Source organism: Vibrio jasicida CAIM 1864 = LMG 25398, assembly GCF_000400365.1.
GTDB lineage: Bacteria > Pseudomonadota > Gammaproteobacteria > Enterobacterales > Vibrionaceae > Vibrio > Vibrio jasicida.
Genome location: NZ_BAOG01000054.1, coordinates 45,912 through 67,238 on the forward strand (window position 1 = coordinate 45,912; position 21,327 = coordinate 67,238).

17 protein-coding genes and 1 pseudogene are annotated in these 21,327 nt (G+C 43.8%); 15 read left to right on the top strand and 3 right to left on the bottom strand.

The genetic code is table 11. From position 1 onward, the window contains the following. The first annotated feature begins 1 nt into the window (after position 1). From VJL_RS15975 to hsdR, 4 genes are all read left to right on the top strand, one after another. Positions 2-400: a hypothetical protein gene (locus tag VJL_RS15975; RefSeq protein ID WP_038879342.1), complete on the top strand. Its 399-nt coding sequence runs from the start codon at positions 2-4 to the stop codon at positions 398-400. A gap of 27 nt (positions 401-427) precedes the next feature. Continuing rightward, on the top strand, positions 428-1,495 hold the full coding sequence (locus VJL_RS15980) for a class I SAM-dependent methyltransferase (protein ID WP_038879344.1): 1,068 nt from the start codon (positions 428-430) through the stop codon (positions 1,493-1,495). 8 nt (positions 1,496-1,503) lie between these two features. Continuing rightward, positions 1,504-2,748, top strand: coding sequence for an NAD(P)/FAD-dependent oxidoreductase (locus VJL_RS15985; protein ID WP_038879347.1), 1,245 nt, complete (start codon positions 1,504-1,506; stop codon positions 2,746-2,748). 227 nt (positions 2,749-2,975) lie between these two features. Further along, complete coding sequence (gene hsdR / locus VJL_RS15990; RefSeq protein ID WP_038879350.1) at positions 2,976-5,432, top strand: EcoAI/FtnUII family type I restriction enzme subunit R; 2,457 nt, start codon at positions 2,976-2,978, stop codon at positions 5,430-5,432. Between the two features lie 37 nt (positions 5,433-5,469). On the opposite strand, the gene VJL_RS15995 is transcribed toward hsdR, so the two are convergent. Beyond that, the gene (locus VJL_RS15995) at positions 5,470-5,838 is read right to left on the bottom strand and encodes a hypothetical protein (RefSeq protein WP_038879351.1); all 369 of its coding nucleotides are present in this window, start codon (positions 5,836-5,838) and stop codon (positions 5,470-5,472) included. Between the two features lie 76 nt (positions 5,839-5,914). Here VJL_RS15995 and VJL_RS27980 point away from each other — a divergent pair, with 76 nt between their 5' ends. After that, the gene (locus tag VJL_RS27980; protein WP_080971540.1) at positions 5,915-6,064 is read left to right on the top strand and encodes a hypothetical protein; all 150 of its coding nucleotides are present in this window, start codon (positions 5,915-5,917) and stop codon (positions 6,062-6,064) included. 173 nt (positions 6,065-6,237) lie between these two features. Here the strand turns inward: VJL_RS27980 and VJL_RS16000 are convergent, their stop codons facing one another. Next, positions 6,238-6,633 carry a hypothetical protein gene (locus VJL_RS16000; RefSeq protein ID WP_038879353.1) on the bottom strand — a complete coding sequence of 132 codons (396 nt, stop codon included), beginning with the start codon at positions 6,631-6,633 and terminating at the stop codon, positions 6,238-6,240. Positions 6,634-6,782: 149 nt separating this feature from the next. Here VJL_RS16000 and VJL_RS16005 point away from each other — a divergent pair, with 149 nt between their 5' ends. From VJL_RS16005 to VJL_RS16035, 7 genes and pseudogenes are all read left to right on the top strand, one after another. Continuing rightward, complete coding sequence (locus tag VJL_RS16005; RefSeq protein ID WP_038879355.1) at positions 6,783-8,261, top strand: N-6 DNA methylase; 1,479 nt, start codon at positions 6,783-6,785, stop codon at positions 8,259-8,261. Continuing rightward, positions 8,261-10,048, top strand: a complete 1,788-nt coding sequence (locus tag VJL_RS16010; protein WP_038879357.1) for a restriction endonuclease subunit S — start codon at positions 8,261-8,263, stop codon at positions 10,046-10,048. The genes VJL_RS16005 and VJL_RS16010 overlap by 1 nt, the downstream gene beginning before the upstream one ends. Positions 10,049-10,050: 2 nt before the next feature. Further along, entirely contained in the window at positions 10,051-11,382 is a 1,332-nt protein-coding gene (locus VJL_RS16015; RefSeq protein WP_038879359.1) for a DUF262 domain-containing protein, read from the top strand. Continuing rightward, complete coding sequence (locus VJL_RS16020; RefSeq protein ID WP_038879361.1) at positions 11,375-13,288, top strand: DUF262 domain-containing protein; 1,914 nt, start codon at positions 11,375-11,377, stop codon at positions 13,286-13,288. Before VJL_RS16015 ends, VJL_RS16020 begins: the two co-directional genes overlap by 8 nt. 190 nt (positions 13,289-13,478) lie before the next feature. Then, a pseudogene (locus tag VJL_RS16025) lies at positions 13,479-14,063 on the top strand (class I SAM-dependent methyltransferase); the annotation flags it as partial. A 20-nt stretch (positions 14,064-14,083) separates the two neighbouring features. After that, a complete protein-coding gene (locus VJL_RS16030; RefSeq protein ID WP_038879367.1) occupies positions 14,084-15,211 on the top strand; it encodes an HNH endonuclease in 1,128 nt (375 codons plus the stop codon). Positions 15,212-15,421: 210 nt separating this feature from the next. Beyond that, positions 15,422-16,144, top strand: coding sequence for a transglycosylase SLT domain-containing protein (locus VJL_RS16035; protein ID WP_038879369.1), 723 nt, complete (start codon positions 15,422-15,424; stop codon positions 16,142-16,144). A gap of 24 nt (positions 16,145-16,168) precedes the next feature. On the opposite strand, the gene VJL_RS16040 is transcribed toward VJL_RS16035, so the two are convergent. Then, complete coding sequence (locus VJL_RS16040; protein ID WP_038879373.1) at positions 16,169-16,960, bottom strand: 2,3-dihydro-2,3-dihydroxybenzoate dehydrogenase; 792 nt, start codon at positions 16,958-16,960, stop codon at positions 16,169-16,171. A 102-nt stretch (positions 16,961-17,062) separates the two neighbouring features. On the opposite strand from VJL_RS16040, the gene VJL_RS16045 reads away from it, so the two are divergent. The 3 genes from VJL_RS16045 to VJL_RS16055 all read left to right on the top strand — a co-directional run bounded on the left by VJL_RS16045 (position 17,063) and on the right by VJL_RS16055 (position 21,286). Further along, positions 17,063-18,160, top strand: a complete 1,098-nt coding sequence (locus tag VJL_RS16045) for a hypothetical protein (RefSeq protein WP_038879376.1) — start codon at positions 17,063-17,065, stop codon at positions 18,158-18,160. Positions 18,161-18,449: 289 nt separating this feature from the next. Then, on the top strand, positions 18,450-19,670 hold the full coding sequence (locus VJL_RS16050; RefSeq protein ID WP_050566674.1) for an isochorismate synthase: 1,221 nt from the start codon (positions 18,450-18,452) through the stop codon (positions 19,668-19,670). Continuing rightward, the gene (locus tag VJL_RS16055; protein WP_038879378.1) at positions 19,667-21,286 is read left to right on the top strand and encodes a (2,3-dihydroxybenzoyl)adenylate synthase; all 1,620 of its coding nucleotides are present in this window, start codon (positions 19,667-19,669) and stop codon (positions 21,284-21,286) included. Before VJL_RS16050 ends, VJL_RS16055 begins: the two co-directional genes overlap by 4 nt. The last annotated feature ends 41 nt before the right edge of the window (positions 21,287-21,327 follow it).

A 21,327-nucleotide genomic window follows, 5' to 3' on the forward strand; every position in this document is an offset into this window, starting at 1 on the left:
CATGTCTCGCTTAAAGCTGCTTATCTCTGTGTTATTAACAGTGCTTCTTGTCGGTTGTGGAAGAGTACAACCTGTAATGAATGTGGAGGATACTCCAGTTGCTTATGATCTTCAAAATAAACAAGTAAAAGCTGCGATTGTGCAATCAGCAACAAATCGTGGTTGGACGATAGAAGAAGTAAGCCCAGGTGTATTAATTGCCAAAATTCACGTTCGTAGCCATTTTGCTGAAGTAAAAATTCCATATAACAACAAATATTATTCAATTATTTATCTCAACTCAGTAAATCTAAAAGCGAGTGATGGCAAAATTCACCGTAATTACAATCGTTGGGTTAACAACCTGAATGTTGATATTCAGAGAGCCATCGCACTTTTAGGTGCTGAGTCTCAACAATAATTTTATTAATAGTAGTTAGGTTTTTTCGTGTTAAATCAAAATATTGATCCATTCAACGCTTTTGAAGCAAAAACAGAAGCTCAAAAATTATCTTTCGCCCCTATTGTTTTCCAGACCGCGAGAACACTTCGAGATCTTGGCATTTTAGCTGCGTTGGATAGTGCGGGCTCAAAAGGCATGAATGCCGTAGAGATCGCAGAGAAAACGGGCGTATCTGAATATGGCGTCAAAGTGCTGTTAGACATGGCCATTAGCGCGCATATCGTGCTGTGGGAAAAACCTAACTACTCATTGGCAAACCTTGGCTTCTATTTGCTTTATGATGGCATGACGCAAGCCAACATGGATTTTACAGCAGACGTTTGTTATGCCGCAATGATGCACCTAACCGATGCGATCAAAGAGGGCAAACCGTCAGGCTTAAAAGAATTGGGTGATTGGGAAACCATTTACCAAGGGCTATCGACCTTACCAGAGCAAGCGAAGCAGAGCTGGTTCAAGTTTGATCATTTCTACTCAGACCGTTCCTTCCCATTGCTACTAAAAGAAGTGTTTGCCAACAAACCAAGCCACATTGTCGATATCGGTGGTAACACAGGTAAGTGGGCGATGCAGTGTTGTAACCACAATCAAGACGTTCAAGTGACGATTGTCGATTTACCACAGCAGCTTGAAGTGGCGATGTCGAACGCAGCGGATAACCAGCTAAGTGATCGCATCAAACCATTCCCTGCTAACATGCTGGACAAAGCTCAAACCTTGCCTGAGCATGCCGACATTTGGTGGATGAGCCAGTTCCTCGATTGTTTCTCTCCAATCGAAATTCTCAATATTTTAAAGAAAGTCAAAGCGCAACTACGACAAGGCGATACCGTATACATTCTCGAATTGTTCTGGGACGCGCAAAAATATGCCGGTGCCTCTTACAGTTTGAATGCCACGTCGCTGTACTTTACTTGCCTTGCAAATGGTAACAGCCGCTTCTACCGCAGTGATGACTTCCTAGAGATTGTTGAAGCTGCAGGCTTAACCGTGGCAGAAAGAACAGACAACATTGGCCTTGGTCACACACTATTAAAACTACAAGCAAACTAGAAAACAGAATGAAAACAGAGCAAAAGCAAGTCGTCGTTATTGGTGCGGGCCCGTCAGGTTCTACCGTATCAGCATTGCTCAACGCACGAAATATCGATGTTGTTGTGATTGAAAAAGCCACCTTTCCACGTTTCTCTATCGGTGAAAGCCTACTTCCAGCGTGCATGGAAGTTGTAGAGCAAGCGGGCATGTTAGAGGCAGTCAACCAAACTGGTTTCCAATACAAAGACGGGGCTGCATTTCGTCGCAACGGCGTTTACACCCAATTTGATTTTACCGATAAGTTCACCTCAGGTCCGGGTACAACCTACCAAGTCCAGCGTGGTCACTTCGATAAAGTATTGGCAGACAGTGCCGCGCAGCAAGGGGTTGAAATTCGTTACCAGCACGAACTGAAAAGCATCGAATTTGAAGGCTCAAAGTCGGTTCTTTCTGTTATCGATGAAAACGAATTAGCGTATCAAATTGAAGCCGATTATGTATTAGACGCCAGCGGCTTTGGACGTGTGCTTCCAAGATTGTTAGAGCTGGAAGAGCCGTCTTGCTTGCCACCAAGAAAGGCGATCTTTACCCACATTGAAGACAACATCACTGCCGAGAACATCGAATACGATCGCAACAAGATCCTGATCTCTGTGCATCCAGATAACCACGATGTTTGGTATTGGTTGATCCCATTCTCCAACGGCACCTGTTCATTTGGTGTGGTGGGTGAGCCAGCGTTTTTTGAAAACTACCCAGAAGACAAAATCGCAGCCATTAAACGGCTAGCAAGTGAAGAGCCTGGTTTGGCTGAGTTGCTTAATCAAGCCAACTACCCGAACCCAGCCGGTGAGCTCGGTGGATACTCGGCCAATGTAAAACACCTTGCAACATCGCACTATGCGTTGCTTGGCAATGCCGGTGAATTCCTTGATCCTGTCTTTTCATCTGGCGTGACCATCGCGATGAAGTCGGCTCAATTTGCAGCAGACTGTATTGAGCGTCAGCTCAACGGTGAAGCCGTGGATTGGCAAGCAGACTACGCCGATCGCCTGATGGTTGGAGTGAACACCTTCCGCACCTATGTAGAAGGTTGGTACAACGGTAAGCTACAAGATGTCATCTTCTACCAAGAACCGAATCCACGTATCAAACAAATGATCAGCGCGATCCTCGCTGGTTACGCATGGGATGAAGCAAACCCATACGTCAAACAAAGCGAGCAACGCTTATCTACATTAGCGGAACTGGTAAGAAGCGAAAAGCGTTAAGGCTCAGAGCCGAAACTGAGTGATAGTAATTTAATATCAAAGCCCCGATAACTTTATGAGTTTTCGGGGCTTTGTTGTTTTCGCTGCTTTCATTTTCAACATAATCTCTCAAGCCTGCAATTTGTGATCGGATTACCCATTAACCATACTATTGTTGCGTTCTTATTTTTCACCCATATGAACTTTGTTATATAATCCGTCGCAATTCAGTATGGAATCAAAGTTGTATGGTCGAAAAGTTCTCCAAGTCTCAGCTGTCTGAAGCCGACATCATCTCCAAGTTCATTCTTCCCGCTATTAAAGAAAACGGCTGGGATGACATGAACCAAATTCGCCAAGAAGTAAAACTGCGTGACGGTAAAGTTGTAGTTCGTGGTCAGATTGCCGCGCGTAAGAAAGTGAAGTCTGCTGATATTGTGCTGTATCACAAACCGAGTATGCCGCTTGCTGTAGTGGAAGCGAAAGCGAACAAGCACGAAATTGGTAAGGGAATGCAGCAAGGCTTGGATTATGCGTCACTTCTGGATGTTCCGTTTGTGTTTGCGAGTAATGGTGATGGGTTTATATTTCATGATAAAACGAACCCTGAGCAACTAGAAACAGAAATCAGACTCGAAGACTTCCCATCACCTCAAATGCTGTGGGAAAAATACTGTCAATGGAAAGGTTACTCAGACGAGCAACTGCCGCTAATTACACAAGCTTACTACGATGATGGAAGCGGTAAATCTCCGCGTTACTATCAATTAAATGCGATTAACAAAACCATAGAAGCCGTCTCTGAAGGAAAGAACAGAGTGTTGCTGGTGATGGCAACGGGTACGGGGAAAACCTACACAGCATTTCAGATCATTTGGCGGTTATGGAAGTCTGGGACGAAAAAGCGAATTTTGTTCTTGGCAGATCGTAATATCTTAGTTGACCAAACGAAGAACAACGATTTCCAGCCATTTGGTACTGCCATGACCAAAATTGGAAACCGTAATATCGATCCTGCTTTTGAAATTCACCTAGGTCTCTACCAAGCGATGACGGGGCAGGAAGAGCAGAAGAAAATCTTTAAGAACGTGAGCCCTGACTTCTTTGACTTAATTGTTGTTGACGAGTGTCACCGCGGTAGTGCGTCTGAAGACAGCGCTTGGCGAGAAATTCTGGAATATTTTAGTTCCGCTACTCAAATTGGTTTGACTGCTACGCCAAAAGAAACAGACGAAGTTTCTAATATTGAATATTTTGGTGAGCCTGCTTATACCTATTCTCTAAAGCAAGGGATCGAAGATGGATTCCTCGCTCCTTATAAAGTGGTTCGTGTCGATCTCGATGTAGACTTACAAGGTTGGCGTCCAACCAAAGGTCAGAAAGACAAGCATGGGGAAACCATCACTGATCGCATCTACAACCAAAAAGATTTCGACCGAACAATGGTGATAGATGAGCGAACAGCATTAGTTGCTCACACCATTACTAAATATTTAAAACGTACAGATCCGATGGCGAAAACCATCGTATTTTGTAACGACGTCGACCATGCAGAGCGTATGCGACGTGCCATTGCTAACTGCAACCCAGAGCAAATGGCAAAAAACGAAAAATACGTAATGAAGATTACAGGGGATGATGAAATCGGCAAAGCTCAGCTTGATAACTTCATTAACCCGAAAAAAGCATATCCGGTGATTGCAACAACATCTGAATTGATGACGACAGGGGTCGACGCAAAGACATGTAAATTGGTCGTACTTGATTCGACGATCAAATCCATGACCAAATTCAAGCAGATCATTGGTCGGGGCACGCGTATTGATGACCGATTTGGTAAGCTGTGGTTCTCTATTCTTGACTTTAAAAAGGCGACAGAGCTCTTTGCCGATGAACGTTTTGACGGTACACCAGAAAGGGTAAAAGTCACTAAACCAGAAGATTTTGAAAACCCAGATGATCTCAACGATATTGTCGATGGCACAGGTGATGAAGGGATAGATGACTCGTTTTTCGAGGATGATATAGACCCCACTACAATTTCTGAACCGACGACGCCAACAGATACCCCAACGGATGGAGGTAACATCCCTGAAGGTGGAGATGAACCGATTCAAGAAGAAGTGCGCAAGTTTTATGTGTCTGGTGTTTCGGTAACTAAGGTCGCTGAGCGTGTCCAGTACTATGACAGTGACGGTAAATTGGTAACGGAATCATTTAAAGACTATACCCGCAAAGCAATGGCAACGCAGTTTGCGTCAATGGATGATTTCACCAAGAAATGGAATGATGCAGATCGCAAGCAAGCCATTATTGATGAACTTGCTGAGCTCGGCATTATATGGGAAGCGCTGGAGCAGGAAGTGGGCAAAGACATGGACCCATTTGATATGATTTGTCACGTTGTATATGACCAACCGCCATTGACTCGAAAAGAGCGAGCGGAGAACGTGAAAAAGCGCAACTACTTCACTAAGTACGGTGAAACAGCACAGCAGGTACTGAATAATCTACTGGATAAGTACGCGGATGAAGGCGTTCAAGAGATTGAAAATATTCATGTATTGAAAGTAAAACCTTTCGATGAAATGGGGCGACCGATTGAAATCATCAAGAAAGGCTTTGGTGGTAAGCCGCAGTATCTCGAAGCGGTAAATGAACTAGAAGCGGCAATCTATCAAACTTCATTTGAACAAACCGCATAAACTCCCTTCGCAAAGGTCGCTAAATTTAGCGACCTTTTTATTTTGACTCACCCACTCGATCTAACTCTGAAGAAAACTCTGAAAGAAGCTTAGTGAACTCATCGTCTAAGCAAGAATGATTTATGTACTTTGTAGGCACCATATTTAGCTTTAAAGAAAGGTAGTCTGGGTGTTCAGTAATGACTTTTAGATACGCATCAAGGCGCTTTTCCGATGTCGTTTCTCTTTTCAAATGTTTCTTTAGCTTCTCATAAAAGTTTGAGACTGCCTCTGGGGTTACATCTTGAAGATCCTCGTAATCATCGCAATAAAGTTCTTCATATAGCACATCAGCCAACTGACGAATGCTCCATCCCAAAGACGCAATAAGGTCTCGTATCTCTGTTTGTTTTTTTCTTGTCCCCATTTGTCCCAAGTCCGTTCGTTAATATGCAATTGTCTTAGCGAAGACACGTAAATAATCAATTTTAAAGGATAAAATCATGACTAAATCAAAAACACCAATGACACCAGAAGCCGCTGCTCGCATCCAAGGTAATGCCGCAAAACAAAATGGTGGGCAAGTTCCTAAAGGTGACTTTGCTGGCCGAGCTCAACGCGCGGCTGCTCACAACCAAAAACAAGGGAAATAGGAGTTCATCATGAATAAACCAGCTTCAAGTACACCAAAAGGTGGTGCTAAGCCGAATCCAAATTACCCAAGCACGACGGGCAAACCGTCGGGCGGCGGTCGCGGAAATACCCCTAAAAACAAATAGCTGTATATACCCAGAGGCGTACTAGCGCCTCTTTTTCGTTTGTTTACTCAACAGCTTTTAGAGTTGTGGATGAATGCTGCGATAAACGGCTTGTTGTCAGCTTTATATTCCGAATACGGGATGGCTTTTTCAGTTTTACTCATCGCGCATAAACAAGTATCTCGCTTGTTTTCATACCAGCTTACATCGACCATATTTTGGGAAGAATTCACGCAGGTATCTATGATCGCGTACTCCACTTCCAGGGGATAGCGTTCTTCATCGAAAGCATTATTCACTTGGTAACCACCAAAAGCACCAATAAGCAATGTGGTACTTGCTGATATCCATTTTCGCTTACTAAAGCTAAAGCCTTTAAAACTCTTCTCGCACTCTTTACAAGAGATATTCTCAGCAAACTCGATGTCATTATCGGCTTGGCAATGGGGGCATTCTATTTTCATTAGCAACTAACATGATTGATTTATAAGTATTTATTGAATCTATAATTCTAGCGTGATTATACGCCTACATTCATAGACATAAATCGATTTTTTCGAGCGATGTTCTGCTATAATTCGCCCCAATTTTCAGTTAGCTAAAGTAGTAAAACATGTCTATCAGTTCTGTAATTAAATCCATTCAAGACATTATGCGTAAAGATGCAGGTGTTGATGGTGATGCTCAACGCCTTGGTCAAATGTCATGGCTTCTATTCCTAAAAGTATTCGATGCTCAGGAAGAAGAGTTAGAGCTAGAAATGGACGATTACAAAACACCGATTGATGAAAAATATCTGTGGCGTAATTGGGCAGTAGATGCAGAAGGTATTACGGGCGACAAACTGCTGGAATTTGTAAACGATGACCTGTTTTTTCATCTAAAGAACATGACGGCGCCGGTAGATAAGAACCCGCGTGGCTTTGTGGTAAAAGAAGCATTCAGCGACGCGTTTAACTACATGAAGAACGGTACGTTGCTACGCCAAGTCATCAACAAGCTTAATGAAATTGACTTTACCGATTCTGATGAACGTCACTTGTTTGGTGATATCTACGAGCAAATCCTGAAGGACCTACAAAGTGCAGGTAATGCAGGTGAATTCTATACCCCTCGTGCCGTGACTCGCTTTATTGTTGACCGTCTAGATCCTAAGCTCGGTGAATCTATCATGGACCCAGCTACGGGTACGGGCGGCTTCCTTGCTTGTTCATTCGATCACGTTAAAAACAACTACGTGAAGACGGGTGCTGATCACCAAACCCTACAAAAGCAAATCCACGGTGTAGAGAAGAAACAGCTTCCGCATCTACTGTGTATCACCAACATGATGCTGCATGGCATTGAAGTACCCGTACAAATCAAGCATGGCAATACACTAAACAAGCCGCTTTCAAGCTGGGATAGCACCATTAACGTGATTGCGACCAACCCACCGTTTGGTGGCACCGAAGAAGACGGTATTGAGAAAAACTTCCCTGCCGAGATGCAGACGCGTGAAACTGCCGATCTGTTCTTACAACTAATCATCGAAGTTTTAGATGAAAATAACGGTCGAGCAGGTGTGGTACTGCCAGATGGCACATTGTTTGGTGAAGGTGTTAAAACCAAAATAAAAAAAATGCTGACCGAAGAGTGTAACTTGCACACCATCGTTCGCTTACCTAATGGCGTGTTTAACCCATACACAGGCATCAAAACCAACATTTTGTTCTTCACCAAAGGTAAACCGACAAAAGAAGTGTGGTTCTACGAGCACCCATACCCAGAGGGCGTAAAGAACTATAGCAAAACCAAGCCAATGAAATTTGAAGAGTTCAAACAAGAACAAGAGTGGTGGGGCAGCGAAGAAGACGGTTTTGCTTCTCGTGTTGAGAACAAGCACGCATGGAAAGTCTCGATTGAAGATATCATCGAGCGCAACTTCAACCTGGATATTAAAAACCCGTATCAAGAAGAAGTGGTAAGTAACGATCCAAACGAGCTATTAGAGAACTACCAACAGCAGCAACAAGATATCTCACAACTTCGTAATCAACTTAAAGGCATTCTAGGTGAAGCCCTGAAATCGTCTGTGGGTGGTGCTGAATAATGAGTGCTGACCAATCATCTATCAATCAGTTGATTACAAACAATATTGATACTTGGACTTCAACGGTAAAAACCAAAGCAACAACAGGTCGTGGCAGTAGTAAAAAACGAGAGCTGTATGGCGTTAAAAAACTGCGTGAGCTGATTTTAGAGTTAGCTGTGCGAGGTAAGTTGGTGCCGCAAGATCCGAATGATGAGCCAGCTTCTGTGTTGCTTGAGCGAATTGCGGCACAAAAAGCGCAGCTAATCAAAGACAAAAAGATAAAGAAAAATCGTAAACAACCAGTGATTACTCAAGAGGAAATTTATTTCTCTGCGCCTAAAAGCTGGGCATATGCTCGTTTAGAAGATGTATATGATGTTCGGGATGGTACTCATGATAGTCCTAAGCCAACTAGTGAGGGTTATCCATTAGTCACTAGTAAGAACTTATCTTCAGGTAAGCTAGATCTTTCAGAAGTAAAACTGATTTCTAAAGAAGATCATATGAAGGTGATCGAGCGCTCTAGAGTTGATAGGAATGACATCTTGTTTGCTATGATCGGTAGCATCGGTAACCCAGTGATAGTAGATACTGAGATTGAATTTAGTATCAAGAACGTAGGGCTATTCAAGTATTACAACCCTAAAGACTCATCACCAAACTATCTAAATCATTTTTTGAAGTATGCTGCGGAAATCATGAAGAAGCAGTCGGCAGGCGGTGTTCAGCCATTTGTATCGTTAGGCAAGCTAAGAGGTTTTGTTATGCCAACTCCTCCGCTGGCCGAACAACACCGCATCGTCGCTAAAGTCAACGAACTAATGACCCTATGCGACCAACTAGAGCAACAAGCTGAAGCCAGTATTGAAGCGCATCAGGTGTTAGTCACAACCTTGCTAGACACCCTAACCAATTCAGCAGATGCCGCTGAACTAATGCAAAACTGGCAAATGGTTGCGGAGCACTTCGATATCCTGTTCACCACCGAAGAGAGCATTGATCAGCTAAAACAAACCATCCTACAATTGGCAGTAATGGGTAAGCTTGTCCCACAAGACCCAAATGATGAATCAGCTGCAAAGCTGCTTGAGCGTATTGCGGAAGAAAAAGCACAGCTAATCAAAGAGAAGAAAATCAAAAAGCAGAAAGCACTGCCGCCGATTGCTGATGACGAAAAGCCGTTTGAACTGCCGAATGGGTGGAAGTGGGCGCAACTTGGAGAGCTAACAGCTTCTGAAGATAATGCGATGTGTGATGGCCCATTCGGAAGCAAGCTTAAGACTGAGCATTATATTTCTGATAAGGGTTACGCGGTCATCCGATTAGGAAATATTGGCGTTGGAAAATTTTTATGGGGAAAAGAGGGCTATATAAGTCAAGAGCACTACGCCACTCTACCTAACAATCATATTCAAAGCGGTGACCTTATTATTGCAGGTATGGCTGAGCCTCTTATTCGAACCTGTGAAGTTCCGCCAAACCTTGGCCCTGCGGTTAATAAAGCGGATTGCTTTAGGCTTCGAATGCACGCCCTGATAGAAAAAAAATATATCACCCACTACCTAAATTCCTATGTCGCAAAACAGTTTGCTTCTGAAGACAATCGCGGGATGACTAGGCAGAGAATTAACCTCAGTAAATGCAAGGCGTTGCCTGTTCCCATACCACCTTTTGCTGAACAAGTTAGGGTTGTTACGGCAGTGTATGAGTTGTTTACAATCTGCGATCAGCTAAAGTTTCGCTTAAAAGGCATCCAAACTACTCACTTACACCTCACTGACGCTATTGTCGAACAGGCGCTATAACCATGGCAATTGTCTTCAATCAGCCTCAAACCATTGCACAGTTGTTGGAACAAAAACTCACCATTCCTGAGTACCAACGCCCATACAAATGGCAGCCTAAGCACGTTAATCAACTGATTGATGACATCTTTAACCACCGCACTAAGCCATGCTATCGGCTAGGTACGGTGGTGCTACATCAAAACAAGGAAGAAAATGGTGCTCTCAATATAGTTGATGGTCAACAGCGTCTTCTTACCCTAACGTTAATTTGCACCATTCTGGATACTGAACAGAAACGTATCTCATCGACTCTTCTTGAGCACAAATTTGAGTCATCAGTCAGTATCGAAAATCTTAAGAATAATGCGCAAGTCATCTCTGAGCGAGTAGCGAGTCTTTTATCTACAGAAAAGCAAGAGCTACTCGATTTCGTTCTTAACAAGTGCGAGCTTATCCAAGTTACGCTTGATGACCTAAGTGAAGCCTTCCAGTTCTTCGACTCACAAAACGCTCGTGGTAAAGCCCTTGCTCCTCACGATCTGCTAAAGGCTTACCATCTTCGTGAAATGATGGACTCAACAGAGCAAACCGAACGTTTACACCATGTTAGCTTGTGGGAGCAGGGCGTAAACCCAGATGACAACTCTGCGAATTTACACACCATCATGGGTGAGTTCTTGTTCCGTATGCGCCGTTGGGTTGATGGTGACTACGGCATACAGTTCAGTCGCCATAACATCGATGTATTCAAAGGCATCAACCTAGAAAGCACTCAGTACGCCTATGTGGACTCGATGCTTGCGCTCGATTATGCGATTGAAACCTTTAATGCTGATCCCGCCCGTAAATGGGACAAGCAAACCAAAGGCTATCCGTTCCAAGTGGATCAGGTGATGATCAACGGTAAGCGTTTCTTTGAGTACATTCAGCACTATATGGCAATTCACTCAACTCTATTTATTGTTAAAGATGCAAGGCTATCTTCATTTGTAGATAAGCATGCTAAGTACAAAGGCAGTAGCCGAAAAGGGGATAGCTATGTACGAAACCTATTTTTGTGTGCAGTGATGTACTACTACGACAAGTTTGGTGATGTGGAGTTAGAGAAAGCCGCACAGGTTTGTTATCGCTGGAGTTATTTCCTTCGCCTTGAGCTACAACGTATCGGTATGGAGTCGGTAGATAACCACGCTAAGGATCGTAGTGGGCTGTTTAGAGCAATCAGCAAAGCTGTTCACCCTCAACAGGTGTTGAACTTTCAGCCTCCTTACATTCAAGAGCCTAAGTTCAAGAACGCGAAGGACGTGCAGGCATCTATTGAAGCTATGAAATCGGGAAGTGTAAATGAGTGATTCGAACCAAGTAGAGCAGTTATCCGTAAGAGCACTTTTCGACAGCAAAACCCAATATGTGATTCCTATCTATCAGCGTAATTACGCTTGGGGTGCGACAGAAATTGAGCAGCTTATCCAAGATATCAGTGATGCTGCAGGGCTGATTACTCAGTCAGGTGAAGCCACTATAGCTGAACAAGCACAGTACTATCTGGGTAGTCTTGTGGTTTATCAGCGCACAACGCATTCACACCAATCTAATATCGTATACGAAACCATTGATGGACAGCAAAGGCATACCACGCTCTCTATCTTGTTGGCGTACCTCAAACATCGTAATGTGCTCGAAGAGAATGAGCTAGAAGGGCTAGACATTAATCTCACCTTTGATAGTCGTCCAAAATCCTCCAGAGCATTAGATGACATCTATACAGGCAGAACCAATGGCGAGTCAGAAGAGCCTAACATTCATGCTGCCTTCAACATCATCAAGCGTTACTTCAAAACCAAAGGATTAGATACACAGGCGAAGACTAAGCAATTCTTTGATTATTTATTAGAAAGCGTCACCATCCTTAGAGTCGTCGTGCCACCACAAACCGATCTTAACCACTACTTTGAGATCATGAATAACCGTGGTGAGCAGTTAGAAAAGCATGAAGTTTTGAAAGCGAAGTTTATGGCTACGCTCGATAATGATGAGGAGAGAGGCTGCTTTTCCACTGTTTGGGACGCTTGTTCGAATATGACGCGCTATACCCAAATGGGCTTCCAATCGGACTTACGAAAAGAGGTATTCGGCTCAGATTGGCAGACAATGCCAATAAGCTTTGAAGCGATTCAAGAAAAGCACACGAGCAAGCAGCAAAAAGAAGATGCAATGACTCTGCGAGAAATCATCAGTAACAAGGCATCTAGCTCAAATACTGACGATGATGATCGAGAGAAAGAAGAACGCTTTGGTTCGGTTATCGACTTCTCAAACTTCTTACTTCATGTCTTAAAACTGATGAAGACGGAAGAGAACGTTTCGCTTGATGATAAGAAGTTGATCGATGCATTTATCTCTAAAGACGATGGCTTGAGGGTTGGCGCTAAAGCTTTTGTCTATGAACTGCTTAAATGTCGAATTCTGTTTGATAGTTATGTAATCAAGCCTGACCAGTACGATGAAAAGCGTAAGTGGAGCTTGTTAAGGCTTAACTCTTACATAAACAAAAATAGTTTGAGTCCAGAGTACCCAAATACCTTCAGTAGCGATAACAACGAAAAGATTCGTATGATCTTGGCAATGTTCCATGTTTCGAACCCTGCTTTGGTATATAAGCGTTGGTTGAATGACGCTTTGCGGGTATTGAACGATCTCGCTACACATGAGCGGTTGGAAGTTGATGATAGTTCGTACTTAGCTGCACTTGAAAAGCAGAGTGACAAGTATTTTGATGAGATTTGTGGTGGTTCTCAGCTTGAGTTTACAGAGAACAATGTCGGTGTGTTACATCAGGGAACTGGTGTACAAAACTTTGTTTTTAACCGTTTGGATTACCTACTTTGGCGCAATCTATCAGACGGGAAGCCAGTTGGCGACATTACTAAAGAGACTCTAGGAGCCCACTTCACAAGCTTTCAGTTTGCGTTCAGGACCTCTGTTGAGCACTACTTCCCACAAACCGACCCATCTGGTGCAAGTAAGATGCAGGACGTAGATCGCTTCGGTAACCTTTGTCTTATTTCGCCAAGCAGCAACTCAAGGCTTAGTAATTACTCTCCTCAAGATAAGAAGAAGTTCTATCAAGAGAACAATCGTGCAGAGAGTTTAAAGCAAGCCATCATGATGAGTTATGACGATTGGGGACCTGATGGTAAAGGAAGAGCTAACATCCAGAGTCATGAAACACAAATGATAGAGGTGTTAAGAGGCTAAAGCCACTTTTAACCCACTCGGTTTACTTTTACGTATCACTTATCCCGATAGCTACTCGAGTTATCGGGGTTTTGTCGTTTTAGGCGACAGTACCTCTAACGCAACGTCTCCTACAACTTTTGCACTACCTTCTAGTCTTTGCAATCAATAGCACTTAATATGTGTTCAGTTCAATTGCAGCCTTACCTTTATGTCCTCTACCTTCAATTTCTATAACCAAAATGCGAGCTCATTAGCGGAGCAATACAACTCGACGACGTTTGAGAACGTTCATGCGAGCTGGCAGGCTTTTTGGCCTCATGCAGGCGATCGGATCTTGGATGTGGGAGCGGGGTCTGGGCGAGATGCGAAATGGATGTCGGAGCAAGGCTGTGAGGTGATTGCTCTTGAACCAGCGGCATCTCTACTAGAGCTTGGTAAAGTTAAGACGGGTGATTTGGTTACTTGGCTTGATGATGCCTTGCCTGCTCTTGAGAAAACCACCAACTTGGGACTTCGCTTTGATCTGATATTGGTGAGTGCGGTTTGGATGCATCTTGCGACTTCTCATCGTGAGCGTGCTTTTCGTAAACTCTCTAATCTGCTTGCGCCTAATGGCCGCTTGGTCATAAGCCTTCGCCATGGAGAGTTTACTGATGGGCGCAAAGCTTATCCTGTCTCCGTTCAAGAGTTAGAACAACTGGCAAAGAACAGTGCGCTTATGGTTAGGAATGTCTCGGACAGTGACGACCAACTCAAGCGTGATGATGTTCATTGGCAGACGGTTGTTATTTCAAAGCAAGAGAAGGATTAGTTGTGTCTCTCCAACATTATGCTGATAAATTCAGTAATTTGAACGTGAATAGTTCAAACGGAAAAAAGAGTCCTCACAAAGTGTGTATGCTTCTTGCCGTTATGGATTTGATGCAGGCTGGACATATCGTTTCAAACAAGATTGAACTTAATTCTGTTCTTAAAGAGCGATTCACACATCACTTCGAAAACTTAGCAATAGGAAATGATCGAAACACACCTGAGAACCCTTTTTTCTTTTTGAGAAGTGAGGGGTTCTGGCATCACTCTTATAATGAAGGCTATTCCATAGAAAATACAAAAAGGTACTCATCAAAGGCCATTTCATACGCTTACGTTGATGATGAGCTATTCGAATATATGAATAGCTACATAGTCTCGAATGAATTGAAAGAAGCGCTTGTTTCCAACTTATCAGACTTATCTTCATTGTTTTATCAATGGTTACTTGATTTGGGCAAATCAGAGAAAACGGCAAAGAACTACTTAGGAGCAGTCCGTGGTTCAATTTCTAACTGGTTGATGGATGCCGGAAAAATAGAAGCATCTATCACAGAAATAAAATCTTACTCAGACTTTAAGAGTTATAAGAAACAAGCGGTGCAGTTACCAGAGTTTCAAGTGCGCGATATAAAAGGCAAGGGTATGTATAGTGCAGCATTGTCTCACTACGACACCTTTCTCGCTGACTTAGCCCAGATTGATGTGAATGCAGATATCCGGCATGTAATGAATAATAAGCAACTAAGCACAACTGAAAAGACAATTTTAGTAAACACCAGAATGGGACAAGGTCACTTTAGAAACAAGCTCATTGATATGTGGGGAGGTTGCGCTGTTACAGGGTTTAAGAATACCCAATTACTGTTAGCATCGCATATTAAACCGTGGCGAGATTCCAACAACGAAGAACGATTAGATAAGTTCAACGGATTATTGCTACTTCCTAATCTGGATAAAGCATTCGATCTCGGTTTCATATCATTTGATGATAAAGGAAAAGTTTTAATATCACGCTACCTAGAAAAACCAGAAGTTCTTGGTCTACGCGAAGACATGTCTTTTCACGTCCATAATAGCCATAAGTATTACCTTGGCCATCATAGAGGGGTGCTGTTTAAGGGGCACTAGACTAGGAATGAACACTACTCATTTTAGCTTGAACTCATAAACAAATTTCTCATTGTTTTCAACGTACAGAAAAACGCTGAGTATACTTTTCAAACAACCTTATTTATAAACTTTCCATTTCTTATAAAGCTCACAGATCTACCTCACATTTTTGTGCCTCATAACTGATACAGATATTAAAAGAGTGAGAAATGGATTACAGTTTGGGACATGTTTTCCAAATGTGGTTGTATCGTGAAAACGGTTTCTAAGCGATTGTATCAGCTATTAAAAATTGAAAAGCTTAAGCACAAAAAAGATAAGGTTTTTTCCTTTCAAAACAGGTTGATAGATAATAATTCGAAAAGCCTGAACATTTTTTCACCTTCATCTTTATTCCTTAAAAAAAGTGATGTTTCTTCAGCGTCTTTATCGGTTCCAACTACCGATGCCCTTGCTTGGGGAAATCGCGTCTCGGTAGAGTTCAAAATCAAGGTTTACAACATTTCTAAAGAGCTCAATATCGATCCTAATCATTTGATGGCTTGCATGGCGTTTGAAACGGCTGAGACATTTAGCCCAAGTATTAAAAATGGATCGGGAAGCGGTGCGACAGGGTTAATTCAATTTATGCCTTCAACCGCAGAAGCTTTAGGAACAAGCACAAAGAAGTTGGCCAAAATGAGTGCTGTGGATCAGCTGGATTATGTCAAAGCGTACTTTATGCCATACCGAAATGACATGGCGTGTCTTGAGGATGTGTATATGGCGATCCTTTATCCTGCTGCAATCGGCCAACCGCCAACACATGTGCTTTTCAAGAAAGGCTCGATCGCTTATCGCCAAAACGCGGGGATTGACCGCAAGAACTCAGGCAAAATCACATTAGCTGATGTGTCCTATAAAGTGAGGCGCAAGTTAGAGAAGGGCATGCACCCCAAATTTTACGGTTAAACTTTCCGATATTTTGGCGGGGGATCAGAAGGTTGCTCCGCCATCCACTCTCAAATCATGCATGGTGATATGGCCAGATTTATCACTGAGCAAAAATTCAATCGCATTGGTGATGTCTTTGGTTTCGGCAATCTTGTTTAACGGAATGCCAATTCGATGCGACGCTAAGTTGCCTTGAACCGTTTCTCGCTCGCCATAAGATTCATTCCACATTTGCTCTTGCATTGGTGTTCTGGTTGAACCGGGGCTAACAATATTGCAGCGAATGCCATGCTCTGCCAGTTCTAATCCCAAACATTGCATCCACATGTGCAGGCCAGCTTTAGATGTGCAGTAGGCGGACATCTTCACGCGTGGTGTGTCTGCGGCATTTGATCCTACTGCGACAATCGCGCCTTTTCTGCCGTTTTCGACCAACATTTTTGCAAGCTTTTGGGTGAGTAGCATGGTGCCTTTTAAGTTGATATCTAGGGTTTTATTGAGCGCTTCATACGGCAGTTCGATAATAGAGGCGAGGTGTAATGTGCCAGCACAAGTGATGATGAGCTCTGGGATGAGGTTATCCTGCTGGAGGCTCTGGCAGGCATTGAGGATCGCATGTGGTTCGGATAGATCAAACGGGAGCAATGTGGTGCATTGTTGTTGGTTGGTCGACAAGCTTTGTTGTAGTCCATCCAATGTTGCTTGAGTCACATCGCAAGCAATAACATGCGCCCCTTGGTCTAATAAGCTTTTAGTACATGCTAGGCCAATCCCTTGTCCGGCACCAGTGACCAAGCACAGTTTGCCGTAGAATTCTGAGCGGTTTTCACGCATCACCTTCTCCCTTTCGCGATACAAATATGAAATCTAAGTTGGATAGATGATAATGATTTTTGTTATCGTTGTCATTATATTAACAAGGAGGTATAGAATTCAATGAAAATATTAGGCTGGAAAATCAAGCCCTTGATACTGGTTTTAGGGTTGGTTGGGATCTCAGGGTGTGAGTATTTACCGCACTTTGCAAAGGTCGATTTGCCGGAGCAAAAAATTGAACAAGTGGTTGAGCAAGCTAAGCCCGCTGATGCTGCAATTCTGAAGGCATTCGAGCAACACAGTTTTGTTGGGATTGGCGATTACCATTGGAATGACGCTTTTTTACGTTACGCAACGGAACTGGTTTCGACCGATGCTTTCTCTGACCAAGTTACCCATGTTGTGGTCGAATTTGGTAATGCGAAATATCAACCTGTATTGGATAAATATCTGGCAGGCGGTGAGGTCAGCGAATCACAGCTGAATGAGGTGCTACGTGGTTCGATTTACTTTATGGCTTGGATGCCAGATGCGTATATCAACTTCTTCAAGGCGATCAGGGCGCGTAATTTGTTGTTACCTGAAGGCAAAAAAATTCAGGTGCATCTCGCGGAAGCGCCCTTTGAATGGGGTGGTGTCGCGGATGCAAAAGTTTGGAAACAAGCGGCGCAGAGTAAAACGGATTACTTTTACCAAATTGCTCAAGAGCGAATTGAGCACAATGAAAAAGCACTGTTGATTTTCGGGGCTTTCCATCTGGTGAATGCACCGAAGGACTATGTCGCGAAAACGCAAGCCAGCGCTTGGCCGCTTGCGACTCGATTAGAGCAAGCGTTTCCTGATAGTACGTATTTAATTTGGCCGATGACAGAGCCCGAAGTCGTGCAAACCTTCCACAATGTAAAATCGCCAGCGCTACTCGAGGTGACGAATAGTCCTATTGAGCCACTTCGATTCATCGATTTATTACCTAAAGCGCGCTATAAACTGGCGGCAATGGATAAGATGGATGCCCCAGTCGGGGAACTGTTTGATGCGTTTCTGTACCTTGGTGAGAATGCGCGCTCCACCTTATTTCCACGTGAAGTGATGGCAGATCGTGAATGGGTGAATGAGATGCAAAGGCGTGTCGATTTGATCGGAGGCAAGATGCAAGATCGCTTCAACGAGATACGATCGCTGAGTGATGAGAAATATGGTTTTTCTGATAACGGGTAATATGGCTAATAAGCATTTCTAAGTAAGAACTATCACAACAATCAATGGCTGACAGCATAAGGTGTCAGCCATTTTTTATGCGTCATTTTGAGGCTATTTTACTGATAAGACTAAAGAATTATTTGCGTTTTTCCATATTAATACTATGGGATTAATTTATAAAACTATAAATAATACGAATGATAATTATTATCAAAAGTGTTTGAATAAATGGTTTTGTGTGTGTAGTCTCACCTCTTAAATGAGAAGGAATCTCATTTGGAACGCCATGTTTAATACAGTTTGAGAGATGATTATGCTTCGTAACTCAACGGGAAGCAGCACTATGCTCACAGAGTTTCTTAATGCCCATACGGATGATGCTTCGTTCTTCTTTAGCTCTCCGACAGTGACGTTATTGACTCAAGGGATTGCTGCCGAATTTTCCCAACAAGTCAGGTTCTCAGAATTAGATACTCACATCAGCCAATTATTGGAATCGGCGAAGGAAGAGGGCAATGAAAACCCTATCGCTGTAGGTGTGATCCCATTTTCTGAACACAACCCAGTACATTTTATTGTCCCTGAACGTCTGATTACGACATCACCAATTCGACCGGATAAAGTGTCGGATGTGGATGGGTTAGCGGATTGTCATCCATCTTCTATTCAACCCATTCCCGATCCTAGTGATTACATGCGTAGCGTTGAACAAGCCGTAAGGAGTTGCTGTCGAGAGGATGTGGAACTCGACAAAGTCGTCTTATCTCGCACCATGCAAGTCGAGACGGAAGAGGATATTGACCGCGCTCGTTTCCTAAAAACGTTACTCAAACAGAATCCCGGTGGCTACACCTTTTCGACTCGCATTGGAGGAAGCCATTCCGATGCATATTTAATGGGCTCTAGCCCTGAGCTTCTTGTTTCGCGCAAAGGCCCTCATGTTTGCTCCAACCCGCTAGCAGGCTCCCGTCGTCGCAGTGACAACGAATCAATGAACCAACAACAAGGTGAGTTGATGATGGAAAGCAGCAAGGATCTTCACGAGCATGCGGTGGTTGTAGATGCCGTCGAGAAAGCGCTCCAACCTTGGTGCCATAATTTGTATGTGCCGATGGTGCCATCGGTGATTGAAACCAAAGCGATGTTACACCTTTCGACTCGTATCGAGGGCATGGTTTCAGATGCCAATACCAGCGTATTAAAACTCGCGAGTGCATTGCACCCGACACCTGCGGTATGCGGTTACCCTACAGCGCAGGCTTATGATTTTATCAGCAATGTAGAGCCCTTTGACCGTGGTTACTTTACCGGACTGGTTGGCTGGGTGGATGCCCGCGGCAATGGAGAATGGGTTGTCGTGATCCGTTGTGCAGAGGTCGAGAAAAAACGTCTTCGCGTTTACGCGGGTGCTGGCATTGTTGCTGGCTCAGAGCCACAAAGTGAACTGGAAGAAACCGGCAACAAGATGCGAACCGTGCTTAACGCATTGGGTATTGAAATCCGTGAGAACATGGAGGTGGTTCAATGAACCGCCCGTGCATGAAGGCATCAGGATTTACCCCATGGCCGCAAGAGATGACTCAAAAGTATCGCGATGCAGGGTTTTGGACGCAGCAAACCATCCCAGAGATGCTTGAGGCGAGCGCACAGCGTTATTCAGAATGCGTAGCTTTGGTTGCGGGCGATCAGCAATGGACTTACCAAACGTTAGTCGAACAAGTTGACAAGCTTGCTGCCGGGTTCCAGCACAAGCTCAATCTAAAATCCGGTGATAAAGCGGTTTTGCATTTGCCCAACGTTGGTGAGTTTTATTTGAGTTTCTTTGCCTTGCTTAAAATTGGGGTTCAACCCGTTTTAGCGTTACCTGCGCATCGCTATTCGGAGATTCGATACTTTTGTCATTTTACTGAAGCGAAAGTATTGATTACCGCACCTCAATTAGGCGTCAAAACCGCTGAGATAGCTCAACAAGTGGCCGCAGATTTACCGAGTTTAAAAACGGTAGTGTGGGCTGGTGAAGAGAGCTTAATGCCTACCGGTGCTCAAGCGCTAAACACACTGTTTTTGGAAGAGGTTGATGCTCAATCTGATGTCGCCGAAGACTTTGCTTTTTTCCAACTTTCTGGTGGGACAACGGGTACGCCAAAGCTCATCCCAAGAACCCACATTGATTACCTTTATAGCGTTAGTGCGAGCAATGACGTTTGTCAGTTCTCTGCTTGCACTCGTTACTTATGCGTTTTACCTGCTGCGCACAATTTCCCATTAAGTTCGCCTGGTGCGTTGGGCTGCTTTATGGCTGGTGGCATGGTCGTACTAGCGCCAGATGCCAGCCCTCAAACGGCCTTTTCTTTGATTGAAAAACACCAAATCACTGTCGCGGCTTTGGTTCCTCCATTGGCGTTGTTATGGCTAGATGAAGCAGCAAGAACCCAGCAAAACATTACGTCACTTCAGTTACTGCAAGTCGGTGGCGCTCGTTTTAGTGAAGAGGCGGCAAAACGAGTGAAGCCAGAGCTTGGTTGTACTTTGCAACAAGTGTTTGGCATGGCTGAAGGGCTGGTAAATTACACCCGTTTGGATGATCCAGAGTCAGAAATTGTCACTACGCAAGGCCGTCCTATGTCACCTGCAGATGAGCTTTTGGTACTAGACGAAGCAGGTAATCCGGTTCCGAAAGGGACTGCGGGGATTTTGTTCGTGCGTGGTCCTTATACCATTCAGGGTTATTACCATGCACCGGAACACAATCAGCGTTCTTTCACCGATCTTGGTTATTACCGTACTGGGGATATCGTCGTCATGACTGAAGCCGGCAATTTGCAAGTTGTGGGGCGGGATAAGGACCAAATCAATCGTGGTGGTGAAAAAATTGCGGCCGAAGAGGTGGAGAATCACCTTCTTGCTCATGACTCCGTTCACGATGCGGCGGTGATTGCGATCCCAGATGAATACCTTGGTGAGCGCAGTTGCGCGGCATTGGTGTGTAGAGCGCAAAATCCCAAGCCTATTGAAATCAAGCGATTCTTGCGAGGTCGAGGATTGGCGGATTTCAAAATTCCAGATCGCGTGATCTTTGTTGATGTTCTACCCAAAACGCCAGTAGGAAAGATCAACAAAAACAAACTTCTAGAACTGATTTAATCGAACCACCACACCACGATATCAACGGTGTTGTGTGTATA

Excerpts from the sequence above, each read along its gene's own strand:
- VJL_RS16050 (WP_050566674.1), top strand. The coding sequence starts at position 18,450 with ATGATTATGCTTCGTAACTCAACGGGAAGCAGCACTATGCTCACAGAG.
- VJL_RS16000 (WP_038879353.1), bottom strand. The coding sequence starts at position 6,633 with ATGAAAATAGAATGCCCCCATTGCCAAGCCGATAATGACATCGAGTTT.
- hsdR (WP_038879350.1), top strand. The coding sequence starts at position 2,976 with ATGGTCGAAAAGTTCTCCAAGTCTCAGCTGTCTGAAGCCGACATCATC.
- VJL_RS16015 (WP_038879359.1), top strand. The coding sequence starts at position 10,051 with ATGGCAATTGTCTTCAATCAGCCTCAAACCATTGCACAGTTGTTGGAA.
- VJL_RS15995 (WP_038879351.1), bottom strand. The coding sequence starts at position 5,838 with ATGGGGACAAGAAAAAAACAAACAGAGATACGAGACCTTATTGCGTCT.
- VJL_RS16055 (WP_038879378.1), top strand. The coding sequence starts at position 19,667 with ATGAACCGCCCGTGCATGAAGGCATCAGGATTTACCCCATGGCCGCAA.
- VJL_RS15975 (WP_038879342.1), top strand. The coding sequence starts at position 2 with ATGTCTCGCTTAAAGCTGCTTATCTCTGTGTTATTAACAGTGCTTCTT.
- VJL_RS16010 (WP_038879357.1), top strand. The coding sequence starts at position 8,261 with ATGAGTGCTGACCAATCATCTATCAATCAGTTGATTACAAACAATATT.
- VJL_RS16020 (WP_038879361.1), top strand. The coding sequence starts at position 11,375 with ATGAGTGATTCGAACCAAGTAGAGCAGTTATCCGTAAGAGCACTTTTC.
- VJL_RS16005 (WP_038879355.1), top strand. The coding sequence starts at position 6,783 with ATGTCTATCAGTTCTGTAATTAAATCCATTCAAGACATTATGCGTAAA.
- VJL_RS15985 (WP_038879347.1), top strand. The coding sequence starts at position 1,504 with ATGAAAACAGAGCAAAAGCAAGTCGTCGTTATTGGTGCGGGCCCGTCA.
- VJL_RS16040 (WP_038879373.1), bottom strand. The coding sequence starts at position 16,960 with ATGCGTGAAAACCGCTCAGAATTCTACGGCAAACTGTGCTTGGTCACT.
- VJL_RS16045 (WP_038879376.1), top strand. The coding sequence starts at position 17,063 with ATGAAAATATTAGGCTGGAAAATCAAGCCCTTGATACTGGTTTTAGGG.
- VJL_RS27980 (WP_080971540.1), top strand. The coding sequence starts at position 5,915 with ATGACTAAATCAAAAACACCAATGACACCAGAAGCCGCTGCTCGCATC.
- VJL_RS16035 (WP_038879369.1), top strand. The coding sequence starts at position 15,422 with ATGTTTTCCAAATGTGGTTGTATCGTGAAAACGGTTTCTAAGCGATTG.